This is a genomic window from Catenulispora sp. GP43 (assembly GCF_041260665.1).
Taxonomy (GTDB): Bacteria; Actinomycetota; Actinomycetes; order Streptomycetales; family Catenulisporaceae; genus Catenulispora.
In genome coordinates, this window is record NZ_JBGCCT010000006.1 from 204,756 (window position 1) to 226,891 (window position 22,136).

The following is a 22,136-nucleotide window of genomic DNA, read 5'->3' on the forward strand; positions in this document are numbered from 1 at the left end:
GGAATGGACATCCTCGGCATCGACCATGTCGAGTTCTACGTGGGAGACGCGAGACAAGCCGCGTTCTTCCTGTGCACCGCGTTCGGATTCCACATCGCCGGGCACGGCGGCCCGGAGACCGAGCTGCCCCGACAGCGCAGCCTGCTGCTGGCGCACGGGGACAGCAGGGTCCTGCTGACCTCGGCCCTGGGCAGCGCGCACCCCGCGGACGGCTACGTCTCGCGGCACGGCGACGGCGTCGGCGTCATCGCCTTCGCCACCGGCGACGCGACCGCCGACTACGAGGAGGCGGTGGCGGCCGGCGCGACGTCCGTCGACGCGCCGCGTACCTACAAGGACGGCGCCGACTCGGTGACCACCGCGAGCGTCAGCGGGTTCGGCGACGTGGTGCACCGCTTCGTGGAACGGCACGGCGACTCCTTCTGGCCCGGCGCGATCGAGGCTCAGGCGGCCCCACCGCGTGAGCACCCCAGCCTGGTCCGGGCCATCGACCACGTCGCGGCCCTGGTGCCGGCCGGGGAGCTGGAGCCGACCGTCGAGTACTACCAGCGGGTCTTCGGCTTCAAGCTGATCTTCGAGGAGTACATCGAGGTCGGCGCGCAGGGGATGTACTCGCAGGTGGTGCAGAGCCCGTCGGGCGGCGCGACGTTCACCATCATCCAGCCCGACATGAGCCGGCAGAGCGGCCAGATCGACGACTTCCTGGCCTGGCACGGCGGCGCCGGCGTGCAGCACCTGGCGCTGAGCACCGACGACATCGTGACCACGGTGCAGACCTTCGCCGCCAACGGCGCGGGCTTCGCCGAGACCCCCGGCACGTACTACGACGCGCTGACCGAGCGCCTCGGCGACATCGACCTGCCGGTGGAGCGGCTGCGGCCGCTGGGCGTGCTGGTCGACCGCGACCACTGGGGCCAGATGTTCCAGATCTTCGCCAAGTCGATGCACATCCGCCGGACCTTCTTCTGGGAGCTCATCGAGCGGCACGGCGCCAAGACGTTCGGCACCAGCAACATCCCCGCGCTGTACGCGGCGAAGGAACGGGAGCTCGCGGGTGTGCGGGACTCCTTGGAAACGGGAGCACTGGGAGCGATGGGAGCTGCGGGATGACGACCGAGTCCGTACAGAAGCAGTTCCTCCTCACCGACGAGGAAACCGCGCTGCTGCCGACCGACGCCGAGGTCCGGGAGTACCAGGAGCGCGGCTGGTTCCTCACCGGCAAGCTGTTCTCCGATGACGAGGTCGACGCGCTCGTCGAGGCCACCGACCGGTACTACGACGGCGAGCGCAGCCGGGAGCTGCCGGCGCGCCCGCCGAAGCTGGCCGCGTGGAAGCCGTCCGACGGACCGGTGCAGCGGCACAACGACTACGTGCACTACGAGAGCGACGCCATCGCCAAGATCCTGTGCAAGCCGCTGATCGGCGCGGTCGCCGCCCGGCTGGCGCGCGCCGACGAGATCCGGGTCTTCCAGTCCACGCTGATCTACAAGCCGCCGATCGCCGGCGAGCCGAGCAACGTCGTGCCCTGGCACTTCGACCGGCACTACTGGGCCTCGTGCACGTCCGAGGACATGCTGACGGCGTTCATCCCGTTCCACGACTGCGGACCGGAGATGGGCACCATCACCATGGTCGACGGCAGCCACCGCTGGACCGAGATCGGCCGCGAGGACTCGATGGTCAAGCACTTCGCCGAGCGCGACAAGGCGGACCTGGAGCGGGTGCTGGCCGAGAACGCCGCGCACAACGGCGCCGAGATCCGCAAGATCCCGATGGACATCCCCAAGGGCCACATGAGCTTCCACCACTGCCGCACCTACCACGGCAGCGGCCCGAACCTGAGCCCGCGGCCCCGGCGCGCGATCTCCTTCCACCTGCAGGACGGCGCCAACCAGAACCAGCGCTTCGAACTCGGCGACGGGACCCTCGCCGCCTACAACCACGACGTGCTCGTACGGCGCCTGCCGGACGGCCGACCCGACTACGCAGACCCCGATTTCTGCCCTGTGCTTTGGAGGAACTGAAATGGCAGCCACCCGTTACGACTGGGGCCAGCGGCACCCGGGCATCGAGCAGCTGGAGAACCGGATCGCGGAGGCGCGCAACGAGGTCGTCGGGCACGCGCTGTACGCGCGGCTGCGCGACACCGAGGCGATCCGCGCGTTCCTGGAGCACCACGTGTTCGCGGTGTGGGACTTCATGTCGCTGCTGAAGTCGCTGCAGCGCAACCTGACGTGCGTCGCGGTCCCGTGGGTGCCGACCGGCCCCACCGGCAGCCGCCGCCTGATCAACGACATCGTCCTGGTCGAGGAGAGCGACGAGCTGCGCGGCGGCTTCATCAGCCACTTCGAGCTGTACGTCCAGGGCATGACCGAGGCCGGCGCGGACACCTCCGTCATCGAGGCCTTCATCGCCCTGCTGCGCGCCGGCGTCCCGGTGGACACCGCGCTGACCGAAGCCGGCGTCCCCGCCCCCTCCGCCGAATTCGTGGCCCTGACCTGGGACATCATCGCCACCGCCCCGGTCCACTGCCAGGCCGCCGCCTTCGCCTTCGGCCGCGAGGACCTGATCCCCGACATGTTCCAGCAGGTGGTCCGGGTCAACGAGAACGTCGGCAGCCTCGACACCTTCGTGGACTACCTGGCGCGCCACATCGAGGTCGACGGCGAGGAGCACACGCCGATGGCCATGCAGATGCTCGCCGACCTGTGCGGCGACGACGACACGAAGTGGGACGAGTGCGCCGAGACGGTGACGCGCGCGCTGCGGGCCCGGGCGAAGCTGTGGGACGGGATCCTGGCCTCGATCGGGGAGCGCGAGGCGGCGCTGGTCGGAAGCAGTGATGGCTGAGGTGGTGGGTGCTGTCGCGGCGGAGGCCGCGGCTGAGGCGGACCGGCCGGGTGTGGGCCCGGCCGGGGCCGGCTCGGCGGCTGCGGCCGGCTCGGCGGCTGCGGCCGGGTCGGCGGGTGCTGACTCGGCCGCGGCCGGCTCGGCTGCCGCTGACTCGGCTGCGGCCGGCTCGGCGGTTGAGTCGGCTGGGCTCGGCCCGGCTGCGGCCGGGACTGCGGCGGCCGGCTCGGGTTCGAGCGCGGCCGGCTCGGCGACTGCGGCTGAGCCGGCCGGGCTCGGCTTGCCCGCGGCCGGCTCGGCTGCGGCCGACTCGGCGAATGCTGATGCCCCCGCCCCCACCCCTCCGGTCGCCGACTCCGCCGCCCTCTACCGCACCGTCCGCCTCATCCGCAGCTTCGAGCAGCGCGCCGTCGAGCTCGTCCGCTCCCGCGACATCTTCGGCGGCATCCACCCCTACACCGGCCAGGAGGCCATCGCGGCCGGCACCTGCGCCGCCCTGCGCCCCGACGACCTCATCACCAGCACGCATCGCGGCCATGGCCACGTTTTGGCCAAGGGTGCCGACCCGGCGCGCATGATGGCCGAGCTCACCGGGCGTTCGACCGGTCTGAACCAGGGGCGGGGCGGGTCGATGCATGCCGCCGACTTCGGGATCGGCATCCTCGGCGCGAACGCCATCGTCGGGGCCGCCGCGCCCATCGCGACCGGGGCGGCGTGGGCTGCGCGGTGTGCCGGGTCCGATCGGGTGGTGCTCACCTACTTCGGCGACGGCGCGGTCAGTCAGGGCGTGGTGCTGGAGACGTTCAACCTCGCCGCGCTGTGGCGGGCGCCGGTCGTCTTCGTCTGCGAGAACAACGGCTTCGCGACCACCACCCGCACCCAGGACGCCGTCGCCGGCTCCATCACCGCGCGCGCCGAGGCCTTCGGGATCCCCGCCGAGCGCGTCGACGGCATGGACCCCGAGGCCGTGTTCGCCGCGACCGCCAGGGCCGTGGCCCGTGCTCGACGCGCGCAGGGCCCGACCCTGCTGGAGTGCACCACCTACCGCTACGACGCCCACCACACCTGGGAGCACAGCGCGCGTCCCCGCTACCGCAGCCCCGAGGAGATCGAACTCGGGCGCGGCGTGGATCCGCTCGACATCCAGGGTGCGCGGATCGACGGCGCGCGGCGCGAGCAGATCGACGCCGAGATCGAGGCGCTGCTCGAGGACGCCGTGCGCTTCGCGCTGGACAGCCCGCATCCCGATCCGGCCACGGCGCTGGACTTCCTCTACGCAGACGGCACCACCGCCCGCGCCGGAGCGCTCTGATGACCATCCTCTCCTACCTCAAGGCCCTGAACCGCGCCATCGGCGACGAGATGGAGCGCGACCCGGCGGTGTGCGTGTTCGGCGAGGACGTCCGCGTCGCCGTCTCGAACGTCACCGCGGGCCTGGTCAAGCGCTTCGGCACCGAGCGGGTGCTCGACATGCCGATCTCCGAGCAGGCCTTCACCGGCATCGCGACCGGGGCGGCGCTGGCCGGGCGGCGTCCGCTGATCGAGTACCAGATCCCGGCGCTGCTGTTCATCGCCTTCGAGCAGATCGTCAACCAGGCGCACAAGTTCTCGCTGATGACCGGCGGGCAGGCCAGGGTGCCGGTGACGTACCTGGTCCCCAGCTCCGGGTCCCGCGACGGCTGGGCGGGCCAGCACTCCGACCACCCCTACAGCCTGTTCGCGCACATCGGGGTGAAGACCGTCGTGCCGGCCACCCCCGCCGATGCCTACGGGCTGCTGGTCACCGCCATCCGCGACGACGACCCGGTGGTGGTGTTCGCCCCGGCCGGCGCGATGGGACGGCGGGCCGACATGGACCTGGCGCAGCTGGCGCCGGTGCCGCTGGGCGTCGGGCGGATCCACCGCCCCGGCACCGACGTCACCGTCGTCGCGGTCGGCCACCTGGTGCACGACGCGCTCGAGGTCGCCGAGGAACTCGCCGAGACCGTCGACGTCGAGGTCTTCGACCCGCGCAGCCTGCACCCCTTCGACTGGCAGGGCCTGGCCGCCTCGCTGGAGCGCACCGGACGCCTGGTCGTGGTCGACGACAGCAACCGCTCCTGCGGCATCGGCGGCGAGGTCCTGGCCACCGCCGCCGAAACGATGCGCCTGGTCGCCCCGCCCAGACGCGTCACCCGGCCCGACGGCGCGGTGCTGCCGTTCGCCGAAGGCCTCGACCGCGCGCTCCAGCCGACGCGCGAGCAACTGCGCCATGCGATCCAGGGCGTGATGAAAGCGGGTACCACCGCATGACCGAGAAGAACTCCGCGAACTCCGCGAACTCCGCGAACTCCGCGAACTCCGCGAACTCCGCGAACTCCGCGAACTCCGCGAACTCCGCGAACTCCGCGAACTCCGCGACCCCCGTGGCTCTGGTCACCGGCGGCGGCAACGGCATCGGCGAGGCGCTGTGCGCGAAGCTCGCCGGGGCCGGCCACCGCGTCGTGGTCGTGGACGTCGACGGCGAGGCCGCCGCGAAGGTCGCGGAGAGCTGCGGCGGCCTCCCCTTCGAGGCCGACGTCAGCGACCCGAAGCAGAACCTTGCGATGGTCGCCCACGCCGTCGATTGCTTCGGCCGCCTGGACGTCGCCGTCCTCAACGCCGGAGTCAGCTCCGACCAGCCGCCGGACCTCCCGCTGGACCTCGACCGCTACCGCCGCGTCCTGGGCGTGAACATCGACGGCCTGGCCTTCGGCATCGACGCCGCGGCCCCCGAACTGGCGCACCACGGCGGGCGCATCCTGGTCACCGCCTCCCTGGCCGGCCTCGGCCCGGACCAGGCGAACCCGCTCTACGCGCTCACCAAGACCGCCGCCATCGGCTACGTCCGCGCCATCGCCGCCTCGCTCACGCAACGTGGCGTCAGCATCAATGCCCTGTGTCCCGGCTTCACCGACACCGCGATCCTCGGCATCACCCGCCTCCTGATCCGCAAGCAGCGCTTCCCGCTGCTGAGTCCCGACGACGTCGCCGCCGCCGCGCTGACCGTCCTGGACACGCCCGGCACCGGGCAGGCCTGGACCCTGGTCGCCGGCCGCCCGCCCCAGCCCTTCGCCTTCCCCCCGCTGCCCACGACCCTGATGCCCGACGGCACCCAGGCGCAGTTCCGGCCCTTCCTGAGCAAGGCGCCGAAGAAGGAGGACACGCCATGACCGTCTCCGGCATCCGCGCCGCGCTCGCCGCCGATCCGGGCCTGGGCGCGGGCAACGTCCTGCACAAGCTCATCGAGCACGGCGCGGCCCTGGACAGCCCCGGCATGACCTTCGACACCGCCGTCGACGAGCACCCCGCCGGGCACCCGCTCACCCTGGGCGAGCTGCGCGACGCCGTCGCGGCGCGCGCCGCCTGGCTGTCCGAGCAGGGCATCGGCCCGCGCGACCCGGTGGCCGTCTACGTCACCACCGCCGCCGACACCTTCCTGCACTTCATGGCCCTGAACTGGCTCGGCGCGATCCCGGCGCTGATGAACCCCAATCTGCCGGGCGACGTGGCCGCCGAGTACATCCGCCGTCTGCGGGCCGTCGGGCTGCTCACAGACGCGGATCACCGGCGGCTGCTCGCCCGGTCCGAGCGCGGTCTGGAACTGGGGTTCCGGATCGACGCGGTGTACGACGTGACGGCCACGCCGGTCGGCGACCCGGCCGCGGCACCGGTGCCCTACCGGCACGCCGACGAGGACCCGATCGCGATCACCCACTCCTCAGGCACCACCCGGATGCCCGCCGCGGTGACCCAGACGCACGGGAACCTGTTCGTCGGCACGCGCCTGCTGCGCCTGAAGAAGCCCCGGGCCCGCGGCACCGACCGGATCCTCAGCGTCCTGCCGGCGCCGCACGCCGCCGGGATCATGGCGATCAACCACGCGCTGTGCAACCGCAGCGAGCTGCTGTACATCTCCCGTCCCGACGACGGCCCGGCGGTGGTGGACGCCATCGAGTCCTGGCGGCCCACCGGCGTGTTCGGCTTCGCGGTCACCTGGGCCGAGCTGGCCCGGATCGACCTGTCCGAGCGGGCCGTGGACTCGGTGTCGCTCTGGTACAACACCGGCGACTGCGCGCACGAGCCGCACATCCGCCACCTGGTCACCGCCGGCTCCTACGAGCGGGTCACGCGCGAGGGCGTGCAGCGCGTCCCCGGCTCGATGTTCGTCGACGGCCTGGGCTCCTCCGAGATGGGCCACTCGGCGTTCCACATCACCCACACCCCCGACACCGAGCGCTACGGCCGCTGCGTCGGCCAGGTCCACGACTTCGTGGAGATCAAGCTGCTCGACCCGGCCACCGGCGACGAGGTCCCGGTCGGCGAGGTGGGGCTGTGCGGGATGAAGTCGGCGTCGCTGTCGCCGGGCTACTGGAACGACTCCCTGAACACCTACCGCAACCACCGCAACGGCTACTACCTCACCGGCGACCTGCTCTACCGGGACGAGGAGGGCTACTACTACCACGTGGACCGCATGGTCGACGCGGTCGACCTCGGCCAGGGCCGCTGGCTGTACACGGCGATGTCGGAGGAGCGGATCCTCAAGGCCAGCCCGGATGTCCTGGACTGCACGGTCGTGGCCGTGCCGACCGACGCCGGCGTCGTGACGGACGTGCTGCTCACCCTGCATCCGTGGGCCGACCCGCACCGCGACTGGGAGCCGGCGGTGCGCGGCGCGCTGTCGGACGCCGCGGCCGCGACCCTTCGCAGCGTCCTGGTGATCGGCGACGACAAGCTGGTCATCGGCCCGACCGGCAAGGTCCGCAAGTTCCTGATGCGCCAGCGGCACGCCGCCGACGCGGTGGCTGCCAACACAACCGCCGCCGACGCAACCGCTGCCGACCCAACCGCCGCCGCCGCAACCGCCGCCGACGCAGTCACCGTCCCCGCAAGCACCGCCGCGGCCGAAAGCGGTGCCCGGTGACCGCACTGACCGCGATCGGCACCTACCTGCCGCCCGAACGCGTGCCGATCGAGGACCTGGCCGAGCGGTTCGGGCTGACCGCCATGCAGACCAAGGTCTTCCGGCGCTACCACAAGCTCGGCGCCGTCAGCCGCGACGCCGGCGGCACGCTGTCGGACCTGCTGCGCGGTGCCCTGGACGACCTGGAGGGCCTGGCCGGCAACGAGCACCGCGTGCGGTACGTCATCCACGCCCGCACCTTCCCCACGGTCACGCCCTACCCGCTGAACCCGCTGCGCGAGCTGTGCCGGGAACGCGGCCTGGAGCACGCCGAGACCTTCGCCGTCGGCCACCACGCCTGCGCCTCCGGGCTGCTGGCCATCGACGTCGCCGGCCGCCTGCTGGCCGCCGACGCCGGCACCCACCCCGACGCGCTCGCGCTGGTCCTGGCCGGGGAGAAGGCGTTCACCGGCGAGGCGCAGATGGTGCCGGAGACCTCGTTCTTCGGCGAGGGCGCCGCGGCGTGCCTGATCAGCGCCTCCGGGGACCGCGACCGGCTGCTGTCCTACAGCGCAGACCTGCACGGGGAGTTCGACGGCGACTCGATGGAGCAGGCGCTGGAGTTCCAGCGGGTCTACTCCGAGGCGCTCGGCGAGGCGATCCTGGCCGCCGTCGAGGGCGCCGGCCTTGAGATGGAAGACATCGCCCTGGTGCTGCCGCACAACGTCAACGTCGTGGCCTGGCAGCGGGTCTGCAAGCGGATCGGGTTCCCGCTGGCCAAGGTGGTGCTGGACAACGTGGCCGCCGACGGGCACGTGTTCTGCGCGGATGCCTTCCTGAACTACCGCACGGCCGCCCGCCGCGGCCTGCTGCGGCCCGGGGAGCGGTACGTCGTCGCGGCGGCCGGCGCCGGGCGCGGCGCGACCTTCTCCGCCATGGTCTTCGAACACTGAAGACCCCTCGAACACTGAGTACGCAAGGCAACACAGCCCCCTGGGAAAGGACCGTCATGACGGAGCAGAGTCTGGAGCTGCACATCGGCGCCATCGCGGAGGCCGATCCGGTGTTCCGCGCCAAGATCGTGGACACCGTCTGCGGTCTGTTGCCCGACGTCCTCAAGCACGAGGTCGAGGGCGCGGGGGAGAGCACGACCCTGATGGAGGACCTGGGCATGAGCTCCACCGGCGCGCTGGAGATCGTGCTGCTGCTGGAGGAGAACCTGGAGGTCGAGATCAGCGTCGAGGATCTGGGCCGCGAGCACTTCGAAACCGTCGGAACGCTGGCCGACTACGTCGCCGGCAACGTGATCCCCGAAGACTGAGGTAACCAGGCCGTGCACACAACCGTCCCGCCCGGCCCCGGCACCGCCGCCGGGCCGGCCGACCAGTGGGGGATCCGCCGTGCGGTGCGGCTGGCGTTCCCCGGACCGTCGAGCCTGGCCGCCGACACGGTGCATACGGCAAGGCTCGACGTCTACCTCACCGACCTGCTGCAGCCGCACGGGCTCGCGCTGAACCCCGGAGCGCTGGCCCCGCGCGGCCAGTCCTACGGGGAGATGGCCGAGGCGCTGATCGAGCTGGCGGTGCCGGCCGGGGAGGGCGTCGACCTGCTGGTCATGGCGTACGCGATCCCCGACATCACGCCCGGTCGGGCCACCACCACCTACCTGAGCCACGTCTGCCCCGGCAACCCGATGGCCTTCGCCATCAGCGACGAGGGCACCGCGGCGGGGTTCACCGGGCTGCGGCTGATCCGCGAATACGCGCGCGGCGGCGGGTTCCGGCGCGCGCTGCTGGTGGTGGTCGAGCAGGCCTGGCTGGCCTACGACCCCGGGGTCCCGGCGGCCATGCCGTCCGGGCACAGCGGCGTCGCGCTGCTGTTCGGCGACGCCGAGTGCGCCGGGATGGCGGAGCCCGTCGGGGAGCCGGACCTGCCGGTCCCGGCCGCTCAGCCCGGCGCGTCCGAGCCGGTGGCGACGCTCGGGCCGGTCCGGGTGCGGGCCGGGGCGTTCGAGGGCTCGCCGTGCGCCGAGATCGAGGAGCTCAGCGAGGCACAGCCCGTGGCCCGGGCCCAAACTGTGATCCTCGGTGCCGTCCTCAAAGCCGAGGCCGACGCGCTCGCCGAGCGGGCGGACGTCGTGCTGGCCTCGCCGGGGCGGCCCTTCACCGGCGTGTGGTGGGAACTGGCCGGGGCGCTGGAGGCCGAGCTGGGCGAGCGCCGCATCGTGCTCGCCGACGCCGATCCCGACCTCGGCTTCCTGTGCACGGCCGCCGTCGAGGTCCGGGGGCGCCGGGGTGCTTCCGGGCCCGAGGCCGCGCAGCCGCTGCTGTGCTTCGAGGACTACCGGCAGGCCGCCCAGGAGCGCGTCACCCCCGAGATCTGGGACTACATCGACGGCGGCGCCGACACCGAGCGGACCATCACGGCCAACCGGCGCGCCTTCGCCCGGGTCGACCTGCGGCCCCGGGCCCTGGTCGACACCGAGGTCTGCGACACCCGCACCACGATCCTCGGCGCGACGCTGGGCACGCCGGTGGCCGTCGCGCCGTCGGCGTACCACCGGCTGGTGCACCCCGACGGCGAGGTCGCGACGGCTCAGGGGGCCGGCGCGGCCGACGCGCTGTACGTGGTCAGCATCTTCGCCAGCCGCACACTGGAGGACATCGCGGCCTCCGCCTCCGGTCCGCTGTGGCTCCAGCTGTACTGGCTGCGCCGGCGCGAGGCCCTGGCCGGGCTCATCGATCGGGCGGCCGCGGCCGGCTACCGCGCCCTGGTGCTGACCGTCGACATCCCGCGCATGGGCCGGCGGCTGCGCGACATGCGCAACGGCTTCGCGGTCGGCCCCGAGTGCGCCGCGGTGAACCTGGACGCCGCGCTGATGGCCGCGGCCCACATGCGGGGCGTGGGGACCTCGGCGCTGGCCGCGCACACCGCGCAGGCCATCGACGCCTCGGTGACGTGGGCCGATCTGGCGTGGCTGCGCGAACACAGCGATCTGCCGCTGGTCCTCAAAGGGATCCTCACCGCCGAGGACGCGCGCCTCGCGGTCTCCCACGGTGCCGACGCGATCATCGTCTCGAACCACGGCGGACGCCAGCTGGACGGCGCGGTGCCGAGCCTGGTGGCGCTCCCGGAGGTGGTGCAGGCGGTCGCCGGGGCCTGCCCGGTGATGGTCGACGGCGGCGTGCGCAGCGGCGGCGACGCGTTCGCGGCCCTGGCGCTGGGCGCGCAGGCGGTGTTCCTGGGCCGGCCGGTGCTGTGGGGCCTGGCCGCCGGGGGAGCGGCCGGGGTCGCGGGCCTGCTGGACCTGGCCACCGGGGAGCTGGCGCACACGATGGCGCTGGCCGGACGGCCGTCGCTGGAGGTCATCGACCGCAGCGCGGTGCGCTTCGACGAGCGGAGCGGGCAGTGAGCACGGACCTGCGGCGCGAGGACCTGCACGTGGCGGTGCGGGACCCGGCGGCGGCCTCGATGAACTTCCTCAACGAGGTCGCGGCCCGGTTCCCGGAAGCCGTGTCGCTGGCCGCCGGCCGGCCGTACGACGGCTTCTACGTGGCCGACGACATCGAGCGGTATCTCCAGGTCTTCCGCGACCACCTGGCGAGCACCGGGCTGTCCAGCTCGGCGGTGGACCGGACGCTGTTGCAGTACGGCCGGACCAACGGCGTCATCGGGGACCTGATCGCGCGGATGCTCGCCACCGACGAGGGCATCGAGGTGCCGGCCGAGGCGGTGATGGTCACCGCCGGGTGCCAGGAGGCGATGATCATCACCCTGCGCGGGCTGTGCGCGGAGCCCGGCGACGTGGTGCTCGCCGTCGAGCCCTGCTACGTCGGTTTCACCGGGGCGGCGCGGATTCTGGGGATCGAGGTCGTCCCGGTCCCGGAGTCGGCCGACGGACTGGACCCCGAAGCGGTGCTGCGCGTGGCCCGGGAGGTGCGGGAGTCGGGACGCCGGCCGCGCGCGCTGTACGCGGTGCCGAACTTCGCCAACCCCTCGGGGGTGTCGATGGCCACGGCGGTGCGGCGGCGGCTCCTCGAGGTGGCCGCCGAGGCCGAACTGCTGATCCTGGAAGACGATCCCTACGGCCTGTTCGGGCTCGACGACGAACCCCGGCCGACACTGAAGGCGCTCGACCACGACCGGTCGGTCGTCTATCTCGGATCGTTCGCGAAGTCGGTGTTCCCCGGCGCCCGGGTCGGATTCCTGGTCGCCGACCAGCAGGTGGTGGACGCCGAAGGCCGGCGCACACTGCTGGCCGACGAACTGTCCACGGTCAAGAGCATGCTGACGGTGAACACCTCGCCGATCGCGCAGGCGGTGGTCGGCGGCGTCCTGGTCGAGTCCGAGTACAGCCTGCGCGCCGCCAACCGCGCCAAGACCGAGTTCTACCGGCGCAACATGCGGGCCCTGCTGGCAGCGTTGGAGCAGGAGTTCGGCGACGACGCGCGGATGGCGTGGAACACGCCCAGCGGCGGGTTCTTCGCGGTGCTGACCGTGCCGTTCGTCGCCGACGAGGCGATGGTCGAGGTCTCGGCCCGGGACCACGGCGTGTTGTGGACGCCGATGGGGTTCTTCTACGGCGCCGGCGGCGGCGAACAGGCGATCCGGTTGTCGTGCAGTGCCCTGGAACCGCCGCGGATCGAGGAAGGCGTGCGGCGGCTGGGGAAGTTCGTGCGGGACCGGGTGTCGTGAGCGGCGACGCGTCCGCCTGGCTTGTCGGCGACGTGCCCTCGGCGGCCGTCGCCGGCCTGCTGGCCACCCTCGACGACGAAGAACGCCGCCGGGCCGCGCGGCTGCCGAGCGCCGAGGGCCGCCGCCGTTTCGTGATCGCGCACGGTGCCACGCGGCAGATCGTCGGAGCGTGCCTCGGAGCACCACCGGCCGAGCTGCGCTGGAAGGCCGGTGCCCACGGCAAGCCGGAGCTGGTCGGCGAATGGACCGGAATCCACGCCAACCTCTCCCACTCCGGCGACCGCTGTCTGGTCGCCGTCTCCCGCGACCGCGCGGTCGGCGCCGACATCCAGCGGCTCATGCCGGGACTCGACGTCGTGGCGATGGCCCGGCGCTACTTCCCCGAGTCCGAGGCGCACGAGGTGGTCCAGGCCGCCGATCCCGCGGACACCTTCGCGCGGCTGTGGGCGCGCAAGGAGGCGGTCACGAAGGCCGCCGGCGGCCGGCTCACCCAGGTCCTGCCGCTGCCGACCCCGTCCGACGCGGTCGTCGAGCTCGCAGCGTCGGTGTACCGGGTGGCGGACGTGCAGGCGCCGGACGGCTTCCGCTCCGCCATCGCCCTGGCCGGCGCCGACCCCTTCACCGTCGAGCTGAACGAGTGGCTCCCGTGACCGTGCTCACTGAAGGCCTCGATCCGTACTGCCTGCGAGCCGGCGAGGCCGACAGGCTGCTCGCCGGCCATCCCTGGCGCCGCTTCGCAGTACTCGGCGACAGTATCGCCGAGGGCGTCGCGGACACCGTGCCCGGCTACAGCCCGATGCCGTTCGCCGACCGGGTCGCCGCCGAACTCGCCGCGGCCCGCCCCGAGCTCGCCTACCTGAACCTGGGACGGCGCGGCCTGCGCGCGCACGAGGTCCGCGCCGGGCAGCTCGCCCCGGCGCTCGCGTTCGCCCCCGACCTCGCGCTGGTCGCCTGCGGCGCGAACGACGCGCTGCGGCCGGGCTACCAGGCGCGCGCCGACGCGGTGGACGCCGAGCTCGCGGCGATCATCAGCGCGCTGCAAGAGTGTGGGGCTCTCGTGATCACCGTCTCGATCTTCGTCCGCCCCGCTTATCCGAGCCTGCCGTCCTGGCTCCGGCCCACCGGCACCGAGCGCATGGCCGCCCTCGGCGCCCGCACCACCGCCGTGGCCGCGGCGCGCGGTACCGTCCACATCGATCTGGCCGACCATCCCATCGCCGTCGCGATGGACTCCACGAGCGCCGACGGTCTGCACGGCAACGCGCGCGCCCAGTCCGTCGCCGCCGCCGAAACCATCCGCGCCTTGGGCGGGATGCTTCACCCGAAGGAGCCCTGATGCCGCTCGATCCGCAGATCCAGGCCATGCGCGACCGCCGCGTGGAAGCCGCCGCGCCGCAGCTCTACACCCTGAGCCTGGCCGAGGCCCGGGCCGCGGACCTGGCCGCGATCCAGGCCGAGGCGCACGATCCGGAGCCGGTGCACGAGGTCGCCGACCGCGTGCTGCCGGCCGCCGGGCGCGGCATCCCGGTGCGCGTGTACCGGCCGAGCGAGGCGCGCGTGCTGCCGACGCTGCTCTACTTCTACGGCGGCGGCTGGACGCTCGGGGGCCTGGACACCTGCGACGGCATCTGCCGCACGCTGGCCAACCTGGCCGGCGTCCAGGTGGTCTCGGTCGGCTACCGTCTGGCGCCCGAGCATCGCTTCCCCGCCGCGGTCGAGGACTGCCGGGACGCGTTGCGGCACATCGCCGACCATCCCGCCGACTTCGGCACCGAGTCCGGGACGCTGGCCGTCGGTGGCGACAGCGCCGGCGGCAACCTGGCTGCCGTCACCGCGCTGCTGGCCCGCGAAGACCGGCGCAGCCTGGCCGGGCAGCTGCTCGTCTACCCCAACACCGACCAGATGGCCGTCGACGGATCGATGCGCGAGAACGTCGACCCGTGGCTGTTCAACCACCGCTCCGTGTCCTGGTACCGCGAGCACTACCTGGCCGACCAGGCCGATGCCACGAACCCGCTCGCGTCGCCCCTGCTCGCCCCGGATCTGGCCGGACTGCCGCCGGCGCTGGTCATCACCGCCGAGTACGACCCGCTGCGGGACCAGGGCGAGGCCTATGCCCGGCGCCTGGCGGCGGCCGGGGTCGGTGTCGAGCTCACCCGGTACGAGGGGATGGTGCACGGCTTCTTCACGATGACCGGGGCCGTCGACGCCGCCCGGCATGCCGTGGACCAGGCCGCCGCCGCGCTGCGCGGCTGGTTCGCACTGGAGACGGTCCCGGCCCCTACAGCGCATCAGCCGGAAAGCGTCGCTTGATCGCGCGCCACCCGATCCACAGCACCAGCACGATGAGCGGCACCAGCGCCAGCACCGGCCGCTCATCGGCGCTGTCCGCCATCAGCACCAGGACACCGGCCAGGAAGAGCAGCGTCGCATAGTTCGTCCACGGCGAGCCCGGCATCCGGAACCCCGGCCGGTCCACCGGGCTGCCCGGCCGTTCCGAGGCCGCCTTGAGCCGGGCCTGGCACAGCAGGATCGTCGCCCACGTCGTCAGGACGCCCAGCGAGGCCGTCGACGTGGCGATGCCGAACGCCCGCGAGGGCACCACCAGGTTCAGCAGCACGCCGGCCAGGTACACCAGCCGACGTAGAAGACGGCGATCCGCCAGATCACGGCGCGCACCGCCTTGGGCACCACCTTGCGCGGCTCGGCCGTCTCCCCGGCGGTGATGCCGACGAGCTCGATCGCGGCGTAGGCGAAGAACCACTTCTGGTACCCGGCGTCACTGCCGGTCGGCTCCTCCTCGGCGCGGGCGGTGGTGAGCGTCGAGGGCGGGTGGGTGTATCCGGCGCCGAGCTGTGTCAAGTGCCTGACACGTGGGGAAGGTCTCTGATTCGTCCGAATGGGAGCTCCGGGTCGCGAGGTGCGATGAGCTCACGGACCGATGTCCTGGTCATCGCTTCTTCATCAGGTGGCCGGCCAGGGCCAGGAACAGCAGACTGTTCGGCACCCGGCCCACCGACACGTGGACGGCGGGCCGTATCCGGTTGGCCTCTTTGACCACCAGGGAGCCGTTGACCACCTTCACCGACGTCACGCTGGACCACGGGATGACGCCGTTCGGCGTGTGCAGCCCGGTGTTGCTCACCTTGAGCGTGTCGAACAGGACCCTCTTGCCGTCCTCCAAAGCGGTCAGCGCCATCGGCAGGAGGCGTCGAGCGACGGTCTGCTGACTGGTGGCCAGCATTGTGTACATGTCCTGCTCCATGTCCGGCGGACGCCGGCCCCGGCGGACGGCCATGGAGGCCACCGTGAACGTTCCGGACAGTTTCAACGAGCCGCCGTCGGCCGTCTGAAGGGCATATTCGTATTGCACCTCGTTCCGGCCGGAGCCGGTGAATTCCATTCCGACGAGGTAGATCTTGATCGCGTTCCGCCAAGCGAACGCGGTCGCTCGCTCCAGCTCGGACTCGTGCTGGTAGACGATGCCCTCGGCGAACTCGTAGAGGCTGTAGACGATGGCCTCCGGCTTGAACCGGGGCTTGTGGGTGTTGATGTAGACCCGGCGGAAGCCACCGAGTCGCTGGCTCTGCGCGGCCGCGACCACCACGGACGGGATGTCCTCGGCGTCATAGTCATCGTCATCGTCATCGCCGGCAGGCGGCGTGTCGTACGTGGCCATGGCCGATCACCTTCCGGCAGGTCGCGCCGAGGCCCGCGCACGGCGCTCCCTTCGCAGAGTACTGTCTTAGCGTCCGAAGCCGGAAGACAGTACCCGGATACGCCAGGGTCAGCTCTCCTCGTCCTGCGCGACGTTCCGCCCCTTGCTGCGTCCCAGACACGCGATCATCGCCAGCGCCGAAAGCCCCGTGGCCACCGCGAACACCACGATCAGCCCATGGTGGAACGGCCCCGACAGCAGGTTCGGGAAGAACTCGCGCCCGGTCAGGGTCGCCTGCGCCCCCGGACTCAGCGAGTTCAGCGCACCGACCCCGGAGAGCAGATGCTGCACCGGGTTCACCCCCAGCATCGCGGCGAACAGCGACGACACCGGCGGCAGGTGCCCGACCTGCGTCGCGGCGTGCGCCGACACCCCCTGCTGCTGAAGGCCGCCGCTGAGCGCGCGCGGCAGCTTCGAGGCCAGGCCGGCGATCATCAACGAGAAGAACACGCCGATGGACACCGCGGTGCCGGAGTTCTGGAACGTGGAGCGCATCCCGGAGGCCGCGCCGCGCTTGCCGGCCGGGACGCTGCTCATGATCGAGGACGTGTTCGGGGCGCCGAACATCCCGCTGCCGATGCCGTTCACGGCGATCAGCGTCGCGAAGGCCCAGTACGGGAACTGCACCGGCAGCAGCATCAGGCCGACGAAGCTGGAGCCGAACACGGCCGCGCCGGCGGTGGACAGGCCGCGCGAGCCGAAGCGGTCGGACAGGTAGCCCGAGACCGGTCCGGATATCAGGAAGCCGACGGTCATCGGGAGCAGGAAGATGCCCGCCCACAGCGGTGTGTCGGCGTAGTCGTAGCCGTGCAGCGGCAGCCAGATGCCCTGCAGCCAGATCACCAGGACGAACTGCAGGCCGCCGCGGGCCACCGAGATCGCCAGCGAGGCGGCGTTGCCGACGGTGAAGTCGTGGATCTTGAACAGCGACAGGTCGAACATCGGCTCGGCGATCCGGGACTCGATGAGGTAGAACACGATCAGGCTGGCCAGCCCGACGGTCAGCAGCGTGATCACGCTCGGGTTGGTCCAGCCCATGGCGTGTCCGTGGTAGGGCTGCAGGCCCTGGGTGACGCCGATCAGCACCGCGCCGAGCCCGACGGCGAAGGTGACGTTGCCCCACCAGTCGATCCGGCCGCCGGTGGCCCGGCTGGTCTCGCGCAGCCGCCGGTAGGCCCAGTACGTCCCGAAGATGCCCACCGGCACGTTCACCCAGAACACCGCGCGCCAGTCCCACGCCGACAGCAGACCGCCGGCCACCAGCCCGATGAACATCCCGGCCAGCGCCGCGACCTGGTTCACGCCCAGGGCGAAGCCGCGCCGGTGGGCGGGGAAGGCGTCGGTGAGGATGGCCGCGGAGTTGGCCATCAGCATCGACCCGCCGACCGCCTGCAACAGCCGCCAGCCGATCAGCCACATGGCGCCGTGCGCGCCGTCGAAGGGATCGAAGGACAACAGCACCGAGGCGATGGTGAACACCATGAAGCCGGCGTTGTAGATGCGCACGCGCCCGAACATGTCGCCGAGCCGGCCCAGGCTGACCACGAACACCGCCTGCACCAGCCGGTAGCCCATGATCATCCACAGCAGGTAGGCGATGTTCCCCGGCGCCAGCGGGTCCAGGTGGATGCCTCGGAAGATCGGTGGCAGCGCGATGAGAACGATCGAGCCGTCCAGCGCCGACATGAACATCGCCGCGGTGGTGTTGGTCAGCGCGACCCACTGGTAGCGCTTGTCGGCGGCCGGCTCCACGGCCGTGGCGACCGCCATCAGATCTTCTCCGCGAGGCGCTCTATGAGGGGGGCGGCGGCGGCCAGCGTCCGCAGTTCCTCGTCGGTGAACCCCGCGGCCAGGCCGGCGGCGATGACCTGTGAGCGGGCGCTGCGCTTGAGCCGCAGCATCTCCCGCCCGGCCTCGGTCACGGTGGTCACCGAACGCCGCCGGTCCGCCTCGTCCCGCCGCCGCTCGACCAGGCCCTGCTCCTCCAGCGCGGCCAGCGTGATGCCCATCGCCTGCGGGCTGATCTGCTCGATCCGCGCCAGCTCGGCGGCCGTGGTGGGACCCAGGCGATCCAGCCGGGCCAGCGCCGAGCGCTCCGGCAGGGTCGGCTCGTCGGGCGTGGCGGTCTGCCGCAGACGGCGGACCACGAGGCTTATCGCGCTGTAGAGCGCGGTGGACAGATCGTCCACGCGGGGGGCGTCCATATGCTCAACCTAAATTGATAAATCTGGGTTGTCAATCATGATTGAGGATCGCCGAAGGATTGCCAGCATGCGGAGCTGTTGCTAAAACATCCAATGAATACGCACTCTGATCCGGGTGTGTCTGGCCAAAATGTGCTGAACGGCGAGAGGGTCATCGGATGTCTTTCCGGCGGAAACTGCTCAGCTGGACCGGTGCGGCGCTCCTTGCCGCCGCGCTGGTGCCGGCCGGAGCCCATCAGGCTGCTGCCGCCCGTGCCCGGGCGGCGACCATGCTCTACGCCAGCCCCGGCGGCGACGGAGCCGCGTGCACCCTCGACAACCCCTGCTCGCTGGCCAAGGCGCAGCAGAGCGTCAGGGCCCTGGCGCCGACCATGTCCGGCGATATCACCGTGGACCTGCGCGGCGGCACCTACCAGTTGTCCTCGCCGCTGTCCTTCACCCCGGCCGACTCCGGCACCGGCGGCCACACCGTCATCTGGCAGGCCTACCCCGGTGAGACACCGGTGTTCTCCGGCGGCCGGAAGGTCTCCGGCTGGCAGCTCTACGACTCCGGCAAGGGCGTGTACCGCGCCGCGGTGCCCGCCGGGACCCAGTCGCGCCAGCTCTTCGTCAACGGCGTCCGCGCCGACCGCGCCCGCGGCGCGCTGAACCCCGCCGGGTTCACGGTCACCGCGACCGGCTTCACCACCAGCGACCCGCAGTACCTGAGCTGGTCGAACCCGGCGAGCGTCGAGATCGTCCACCTCAACGCCTGGAAGGAGCTGCGCTGCCCGGTCACCGCCATCACCCCGGCCTCCGGCGGTGGCTCGGCGTTCACGCTCGCGCAGCCCTGCTTCGGCAACGCCGGCGCCCCGCCCTACCCTTCGGGCTACTTCCCCTACAACGGCGGCGGATCACCGGGCCTGGACTCGATCAGCTGGATCGAGAACAACTACGCGCTGCTGTCCGCCCCGGGCCAGTTCTACCTCGACTCGGCCGCCGGATACGTCTACTACATACCGCGCGCCGGCGAGAACCTGGCGCAGGCCGACGTCGAACTCCCGACCACCCAGACCCTGGTCTCCCTCGCCGGCACCCCCGGCCACCTGACCCCCGTCAACGACACCGACCCGAGCATCACCTACACCGGCAGCTGGGGATACAGCAGCGGCCGTACCTACGGCGACCTCGGTGACGACGTCCACTACACGCAGACGAACGGCGACTCCGCGACGATCACCTTCGCCGGCACCGGGATCGACGTCCTGTCCGAGGCCAACAACGACGAAGGTGACATCGACGTCTATGTGGATGGTGTGTTGGACCGCACCGTCACGGCGAACCGCACCGCCGAACGCCTCGCCCAACAAGTCGTCTACACCAAGACCGGCCTGTCCCAGGGCACGCACACCATCAAGCTGGTCAAGAAGGACAACAGCTACCTGCTGATCGACGGCTACGTCCCCATCGCCGCCCCGATCGCCCCCGTGCACGACATCGCCCTGCGCGGCATCACTTTCTCCTACGCCACCTGGCTCGGTTCCAACGGCCCTGACGGCTACCGCGACAACCAGGCCGGCGTCACCTGGACCGGCACCCCGGCCGTCGCCGGCCGGGTCGGGGCCGCCGTGCAGGTCAGTCGCGGGCAGCGGATCGAGATATCCGGCGGCACGTTCGCGCATCTCGGCGGGACCGCCGTGGATCTGGCGAACGGCACCCAGGACAGCACCGTCAGCGGCAACCGCATCTACGACACCTCCGGCAGCGGCGTCAGCGTCGGCGAGTTCGACGACTTCTATCTGACCGACCCCGCCCGCATGACCTCCGGCGACACCGTCTCCGACAACGCGATCTCCTACGTCGGCCAGGAGTACCAGGACTGCGTCGGCATCCTGGTCGGCAACGGCCGCGGCATCACGCTGGCGCACAACGACATCGGCCACACCCCCTACTCCGGCATCTCCCTGGGCTGGGGATGGGGCTGGGCCTCGACCAACGGCGGCAGCCGCCACGGCACGATCTACTCCCAGGGCAACGCCATCACCGGCAACCACGTGTACGACGTCATGCGCGTCCTGAACGACGGCGGCCTGGTCTACACCCTCGGCGGCCAGGGCGACGGCACCGTCCACTCCACCTTCAGCGGCAACGTGCTCAGCACCTGTACCTCGGCCAGCGGCGGCTGCCAGGGCATCTACCTGGACGAGGGCAGCTCGTGGTGGACCGTCAGCGGCAACGTCGTGAGCCAGACCGCCGGGAACTGGGCCAACATGTGGACCCCGACCATCCACGACGACACCTTCGACAACGACTACACCGACGTCACCCGGCTCAACAACAACGGCACCAACGTCACCATCACCGGTACGACCTCCGTGACCGACGGCGTATGGCCGGCCGGCGCGCAGAGCATCGTTGCCGCCGCAGGCCTTCAGGCCCCGTACAAGAACCTCGCGATCCCCGAAGCCGACCTGGTCAACGACGGTGCCATCGGCTCCCTGCTGGCACCGGGGACGATCACCTACACCGGCTCGTGGACCGCATACAGCGGACGCGACTACGGCGACCTGAACGAGGACGTCCACGCCACCACGGCCAACGGCGACAGCGTCACCTTCTCCTTCACCGGAACCGGCATCCGCGTCCTCGGCGAGCGTAACAACGACCAGGGCACCCTCGGCGTCACCCTCGACGGCGCCGCCGCCGGCTCCGTCGATACCGGCACCTCGACGGCCGGCGCACGCCAGCTCCAGGCGCCGGTGTACCAGGTGGCGAACCTGCCCTACGGCACCCACACCGTCGTGCTCACCAAGCAGTCCGGCACGTACGCCACGATCGACGGCTACGAACTGGACAAGACCATCGACGACACCGACGCCTCACTCCAGTACAGCGGGGCGTGGGCGGTGAGCGCCGGGCGCGGCCTCGGGGACTACGGCGACGGCGTGCACTACACCGCGACCAACGGCGACTCGGTCACCGCCACCTGGTCCGGGACCGGCGTCGACTTCGTCACCGAGACGAACTCCGACGAGGGCGGCGTCGGGGTGGCCGTGGACGGGCAGACGCAGCAGGCTGTCAGCGCCTCCAGCCCGACGCGGCTGTCCCAGCAGGTCGTCTACCACATCGACGGCCTGAGGCCCGGCGTGCACACGATCCGGCTGGTGAAGCACAGCGGGGCGTTCATGCTCGTCGACCGCTTCACCTTCCGCTAGCCGCCTCGAGCACCATGGTGACCCGCCCGGTGTCGACGTCGTAGACGTGTCCTGAGACGGACGTCCCGGGCGGGAGCGACGGCGCGGCGAGCAGGCGCTCGACGTCCTCCCGCACCGTCGCCGACGGGTCGTCGACCTTCGTGGCGGCCAGTCGCTGGGGGCTGACGCCGGTCGCGTCGGCGGCCCGGTCACGGAAGTCGGGGTCGGCCAGGAAGCCGGTGCCGCACTGGGTGTGGTGGATGACCGCGATCTCGAACAGCGGTCCTTCGACGGCGAACACCTGCCGGGCCAGGAAACCCAGGTAGGCGATGTCGGTGATGACGGACTCGGTGACGCGTCCGCCGGCGTTGCGGATGACGGGGGCGTCGCCGGGTTCCAGGCCCAGGATCCGGGCCGGGTCCAGGCGGTGGTCCAGGCAGGTCACGACGATCACCCGGGCGGTCGGCACGCCGAGCGGCACCGGGGTGTAGGTGTGGGCGGCCCAGTCGTTGTTCTCCAGCAGGGAGGCCATACCGGTCACGATGAGCTCCGTTCGGTCGGAGTCGGAGGCG

General features: G+C 71.7%; 21 protein-coding genes. 15 read left to right on the forward strand and 6 right to left on the reverse strand.

Features of this window, described 5'->3' with window-relative positions:
- The first annotated feature begins 3 nt into the window (after positions 1–3).
- The 14 genes from hppD to ABH926_RS15085 all read left to right on the forward strand — a co-directional run bounded on the left by hppD (position 4) and on the right by ABH926_RS15085 (position 14,782).
- Positions 4–1,110: a 4-hydroxyphenylpyruvate dioxygenase gene (hppD, locus tag ABH926_RS15020; RefSeq protein WP_370366148.1), complete on the forward strand. Its 1,107-nt coding sequence runs from the start codon at positions 4–6 to the stop codon at positions 1,108–1,110.
- A complete protein-coding gene (locus ABH926_RS15025; RefSeq protein ID WP_370366150.1) occupies positions 1,107–2,024 on the forward strand; it encodes a phytanoyl-CoA dioxygenase family protein in 918 nt (305 codons plus the stop codon). Before hppD ends, ABH926_RS15025 begins: the two co-directional genes overlap by 4 nt.
- Position 2,025: 1 nt before the next feature.
- Entirely contained in the window at positions 2,026–2,850 is an 825-nt protein-coding gene (locus ABH926_RS15030) for a DUF3050 domain-containing protein (protein WP_370366151.1), read from the forward strand.
- Positions 2,851–3,235: 385 nt separating this feature from the next.
- A complete protein-coding gene (locus ABH926_RS15035) occupies positions 3,236–4,162 on the forward strand; it encodes a thiamine pyrophosphate-dependent dehydrogenase E1 component subunit alpha (protein WP_370366330.1) in 927 nt (308 codons plus the stop codon).
- Positions 4,162–5,142: an alpha-ketoacid dehydrogenase subunit beta gene (locus ABH926_RS15040; protein WP_370366152.1), complete on the forward strand. Its 981-nt coding sequence runs from the start codon at positions 4,162–4,164 to the stop codon at positions 5,140–5,142. The genes ABH926_RS15035 and ABH926_RS15040 overlap by 1 nt, the downstream gene beginning before the upstream one ends.
- Positions 5,139–6,041, forward strand: coding sequence for an SDR family oxidoreductase (locus ABH926_RS15045; protein ID WP_370366153.1), 903 nt, complete (start codon positions 5,139–5,141; stop codon positions 6,039–6,041). The genes ABH926_RS15040 and ABH926_RS15045 overlap by 4 nt, the downstream gene beginning before the upstream one ends.
- Entirely contained in the window at positions 6,038–7,795 is a 1,758-nt protein-coding gene (locus ABH926_RS15050; RefSeq protein ID WP_370366154.1) for a class I adenylate-forming enzyme family protein, read from the forward strand. Before ABH926_RS15045 ends, ABH926_RS15050 begins: the two co-directional genes overlap by 4 nt.
- Positions 7,792–8,727 carry a 3-oxoacyl-[acyl-carrier-protein] synthase III C-terminal domain-containing protein gene (locus tag ABH926_RS15055; RefSeq protein WP_370366155.1) on the forward strand — a complete coding sequence of 312 codons (936 nt, stop codon included), beginning with the start codon at positions 7,792–7,794 and terminating at the stop codon, positions 8,725–8,727. The genes ABH926_RS15050 and ABH926_RS15055 overlap by 4 nt, the downstream gene beginning before the upstream one ends.
- A 56-nt stretch (positions 8,728–8,783) precedes the next feature.
- Positions 8,784–9,095 carry a phosphopantetheine-binding protein gene (locus ABH926_RS15060; RefSeq protein ID WP_370366156.1) on the forward strand — a complete coding sequence of 104 codons (312 nt, stop codon included), beginning with the start codon at positions 8,784–8,786 and terminating at the stop codon, positions 9,093–9,095.
- A gap of 12 nt (positions 9,096–9,107) precedes the next feature.
- Positions 9,108–11,186: an alpha-hydroxy acid oxidase gene (locus ABH926_RS15065; RefSeq protein WP_370366157.1), complete on the forward strand. Its 2,079-nt coding sequence runs from the start codon at positions 9,108–9,110 to the stop codon at positions 11,184–11,186.
- 59 nt (positions 11,187–11,245) lie between these two features.
- Complete coding sequence (locus ABH926_RS15070) at positions 11,246–12,469, forward strand: PLP-dependent aminotransferase family protein (protein ID WP_370366331.1); 1,224 nt, start codon at positions 11,246–11,248, stop codon at positions 12,467–12,469.
- Entirely contained in the window at positions 12,466–13,119 is a 654-nt protein-coding gene (locus ABH926_RS15075) for a 4'-phosphopantetheinyl transferase superfamily protein (protein ID WP_370366158.1), read from the forward strand. Before ABH926_RS15070 ends, ABH926_RS15075 begins: the two co-directional genes overlap by 4 nt.
- Positions 13,107–13,805 (forward strand): SGNH/GDSL hydrolase family protein, encoded by a 699-nt coding sequence (locus ABH926_RS15080; protein WP_370366159.1) that lies wholly within the window; start codon positions 13,107–13,109, stop codon positions 13,803–13,805. The genes ABH926_RS15075 and ABH926_RS15080 overlap by 13 nt, the downstream gene beginning before the upstream one ends.
- Positions 13,805–14,782, forward strand: a complete 978-nt coding sequence (locus ABH926_RS15085; protein ID WP_370366161.1) for an alpha/beta hydrolase — start codon at positions 13,805–13,807, stop codon at positions 14,780–14,782. Before ABH926_RS15080 ends, ABH926_RS15085 begins: the two co-directional genes overlap by 1 nt.
- On the opposite strand, the gene ABH926_RS15090 is transcribed toward ABH926_RS15085, so the two are convergent.
- The 5 genes from ABH926_RS15090 to ABH926_RS15110 all read right to left on the reverse strand — a co-directional run bounded on the left by ABH926_RS15090 (position 14,751) and on the right by ABH926_RS15110 (position 18,391).
- A complete protein-coding gene (locus ABH926_RS15090) occupies positions 14,751–15,104 on the reverse strand; it encodes a hypothetical protein (protein WP_370366162.1) in 354 nt (117 codons plus the stop codon). The two genes, ABH926_RS15085 and ABH926_RS15090, sit on opposite strands and share 32 nt — an antisense overlap.
- Positions 15,080–15,331, reverse strand: a complete 252-nt coding sequence (locus tag ABH926_RS15095) for a hypothetical protein (protein WP_370366163.1) — start codon at positions 15,329–15,331, stop codon at positions 15,080–15,082. The genes ABH926_RS15090 and ABH926_RS15095 overlap by 25 nt, the downstream gene beginning before the upstream one ends.
- Positions 15,332–15,419: 88 nt before the next feature.
- Complete coding sequence (locus ABH926_RS15100; protein WP_370366164.1) at positions 15,420–16,148, reverse strand: DUF6585 family protein; 729 nt, start codon at positions 16,146–16,148, stop codon at positions 15,420–15,422.
- Positions 16,149–16,256: 108 nt separating this feature from the next.
- Positions 16,257–17,957 carry an MFS transporter gene (locus tag ABH926_RS15105; protein ID WP_370366165.1) on the reverse strand — a complete coding sequence of 567 codons (1,701 nt, stop codon included), beginning with the start codon at positions 17,955–17,957 and terminating at the stop codon, positions 16,257–16,259.
- Positions 17,957–18,391, reverse strand: a complete 435-nt coding sequence (locus ABH926_RS15110; RefSeq protein WP_370366166.1) for a MarR family winged helix-turn-helix transcriptional regulator — start codon at positions 18,389–18,391, stop codon at positions 17,957–17,959. Before ABH926_RS15110 ends, ABH926_RS15105 begins: the two co-directional genes overlap by 1 nt.
- Positions 18,392–18,549: 158 nt before the next feature.
- Here ABH926_RS15110 and ABH926_RS15115 point away from each other — a divergent pair, with 158 nt between their 5' ends.
- Entirely contained in the window at positions 18,550–21,585 is a 3,036-nt protein-coding gene (locus ABH926_RS15115; RefSeq protein ID WP_370366167.1) for a hypothetical protein, read from the forward strand.
- Here ABH926_RS15115 and ABH926_RS15120 read toward each other — a convergent pair.
- Positions 21,572–22,096, reverse strand: coding sequence for a beta-class carbonic anhydrase (locus ABH926_RS15120; RefSeq protein WP_370366333.1), 525 nt, complete (start codon positions 22,094–22,096; stop codon positions 21,572–21,574). The two genes, ABH926_RS15115 and ABH926_RS15120, sit on opposite strands and share 14 nt — an antisense overlap.
- Between the last annotated feature and the right edge of the window lie 40 nt (positions 22,097–22,136).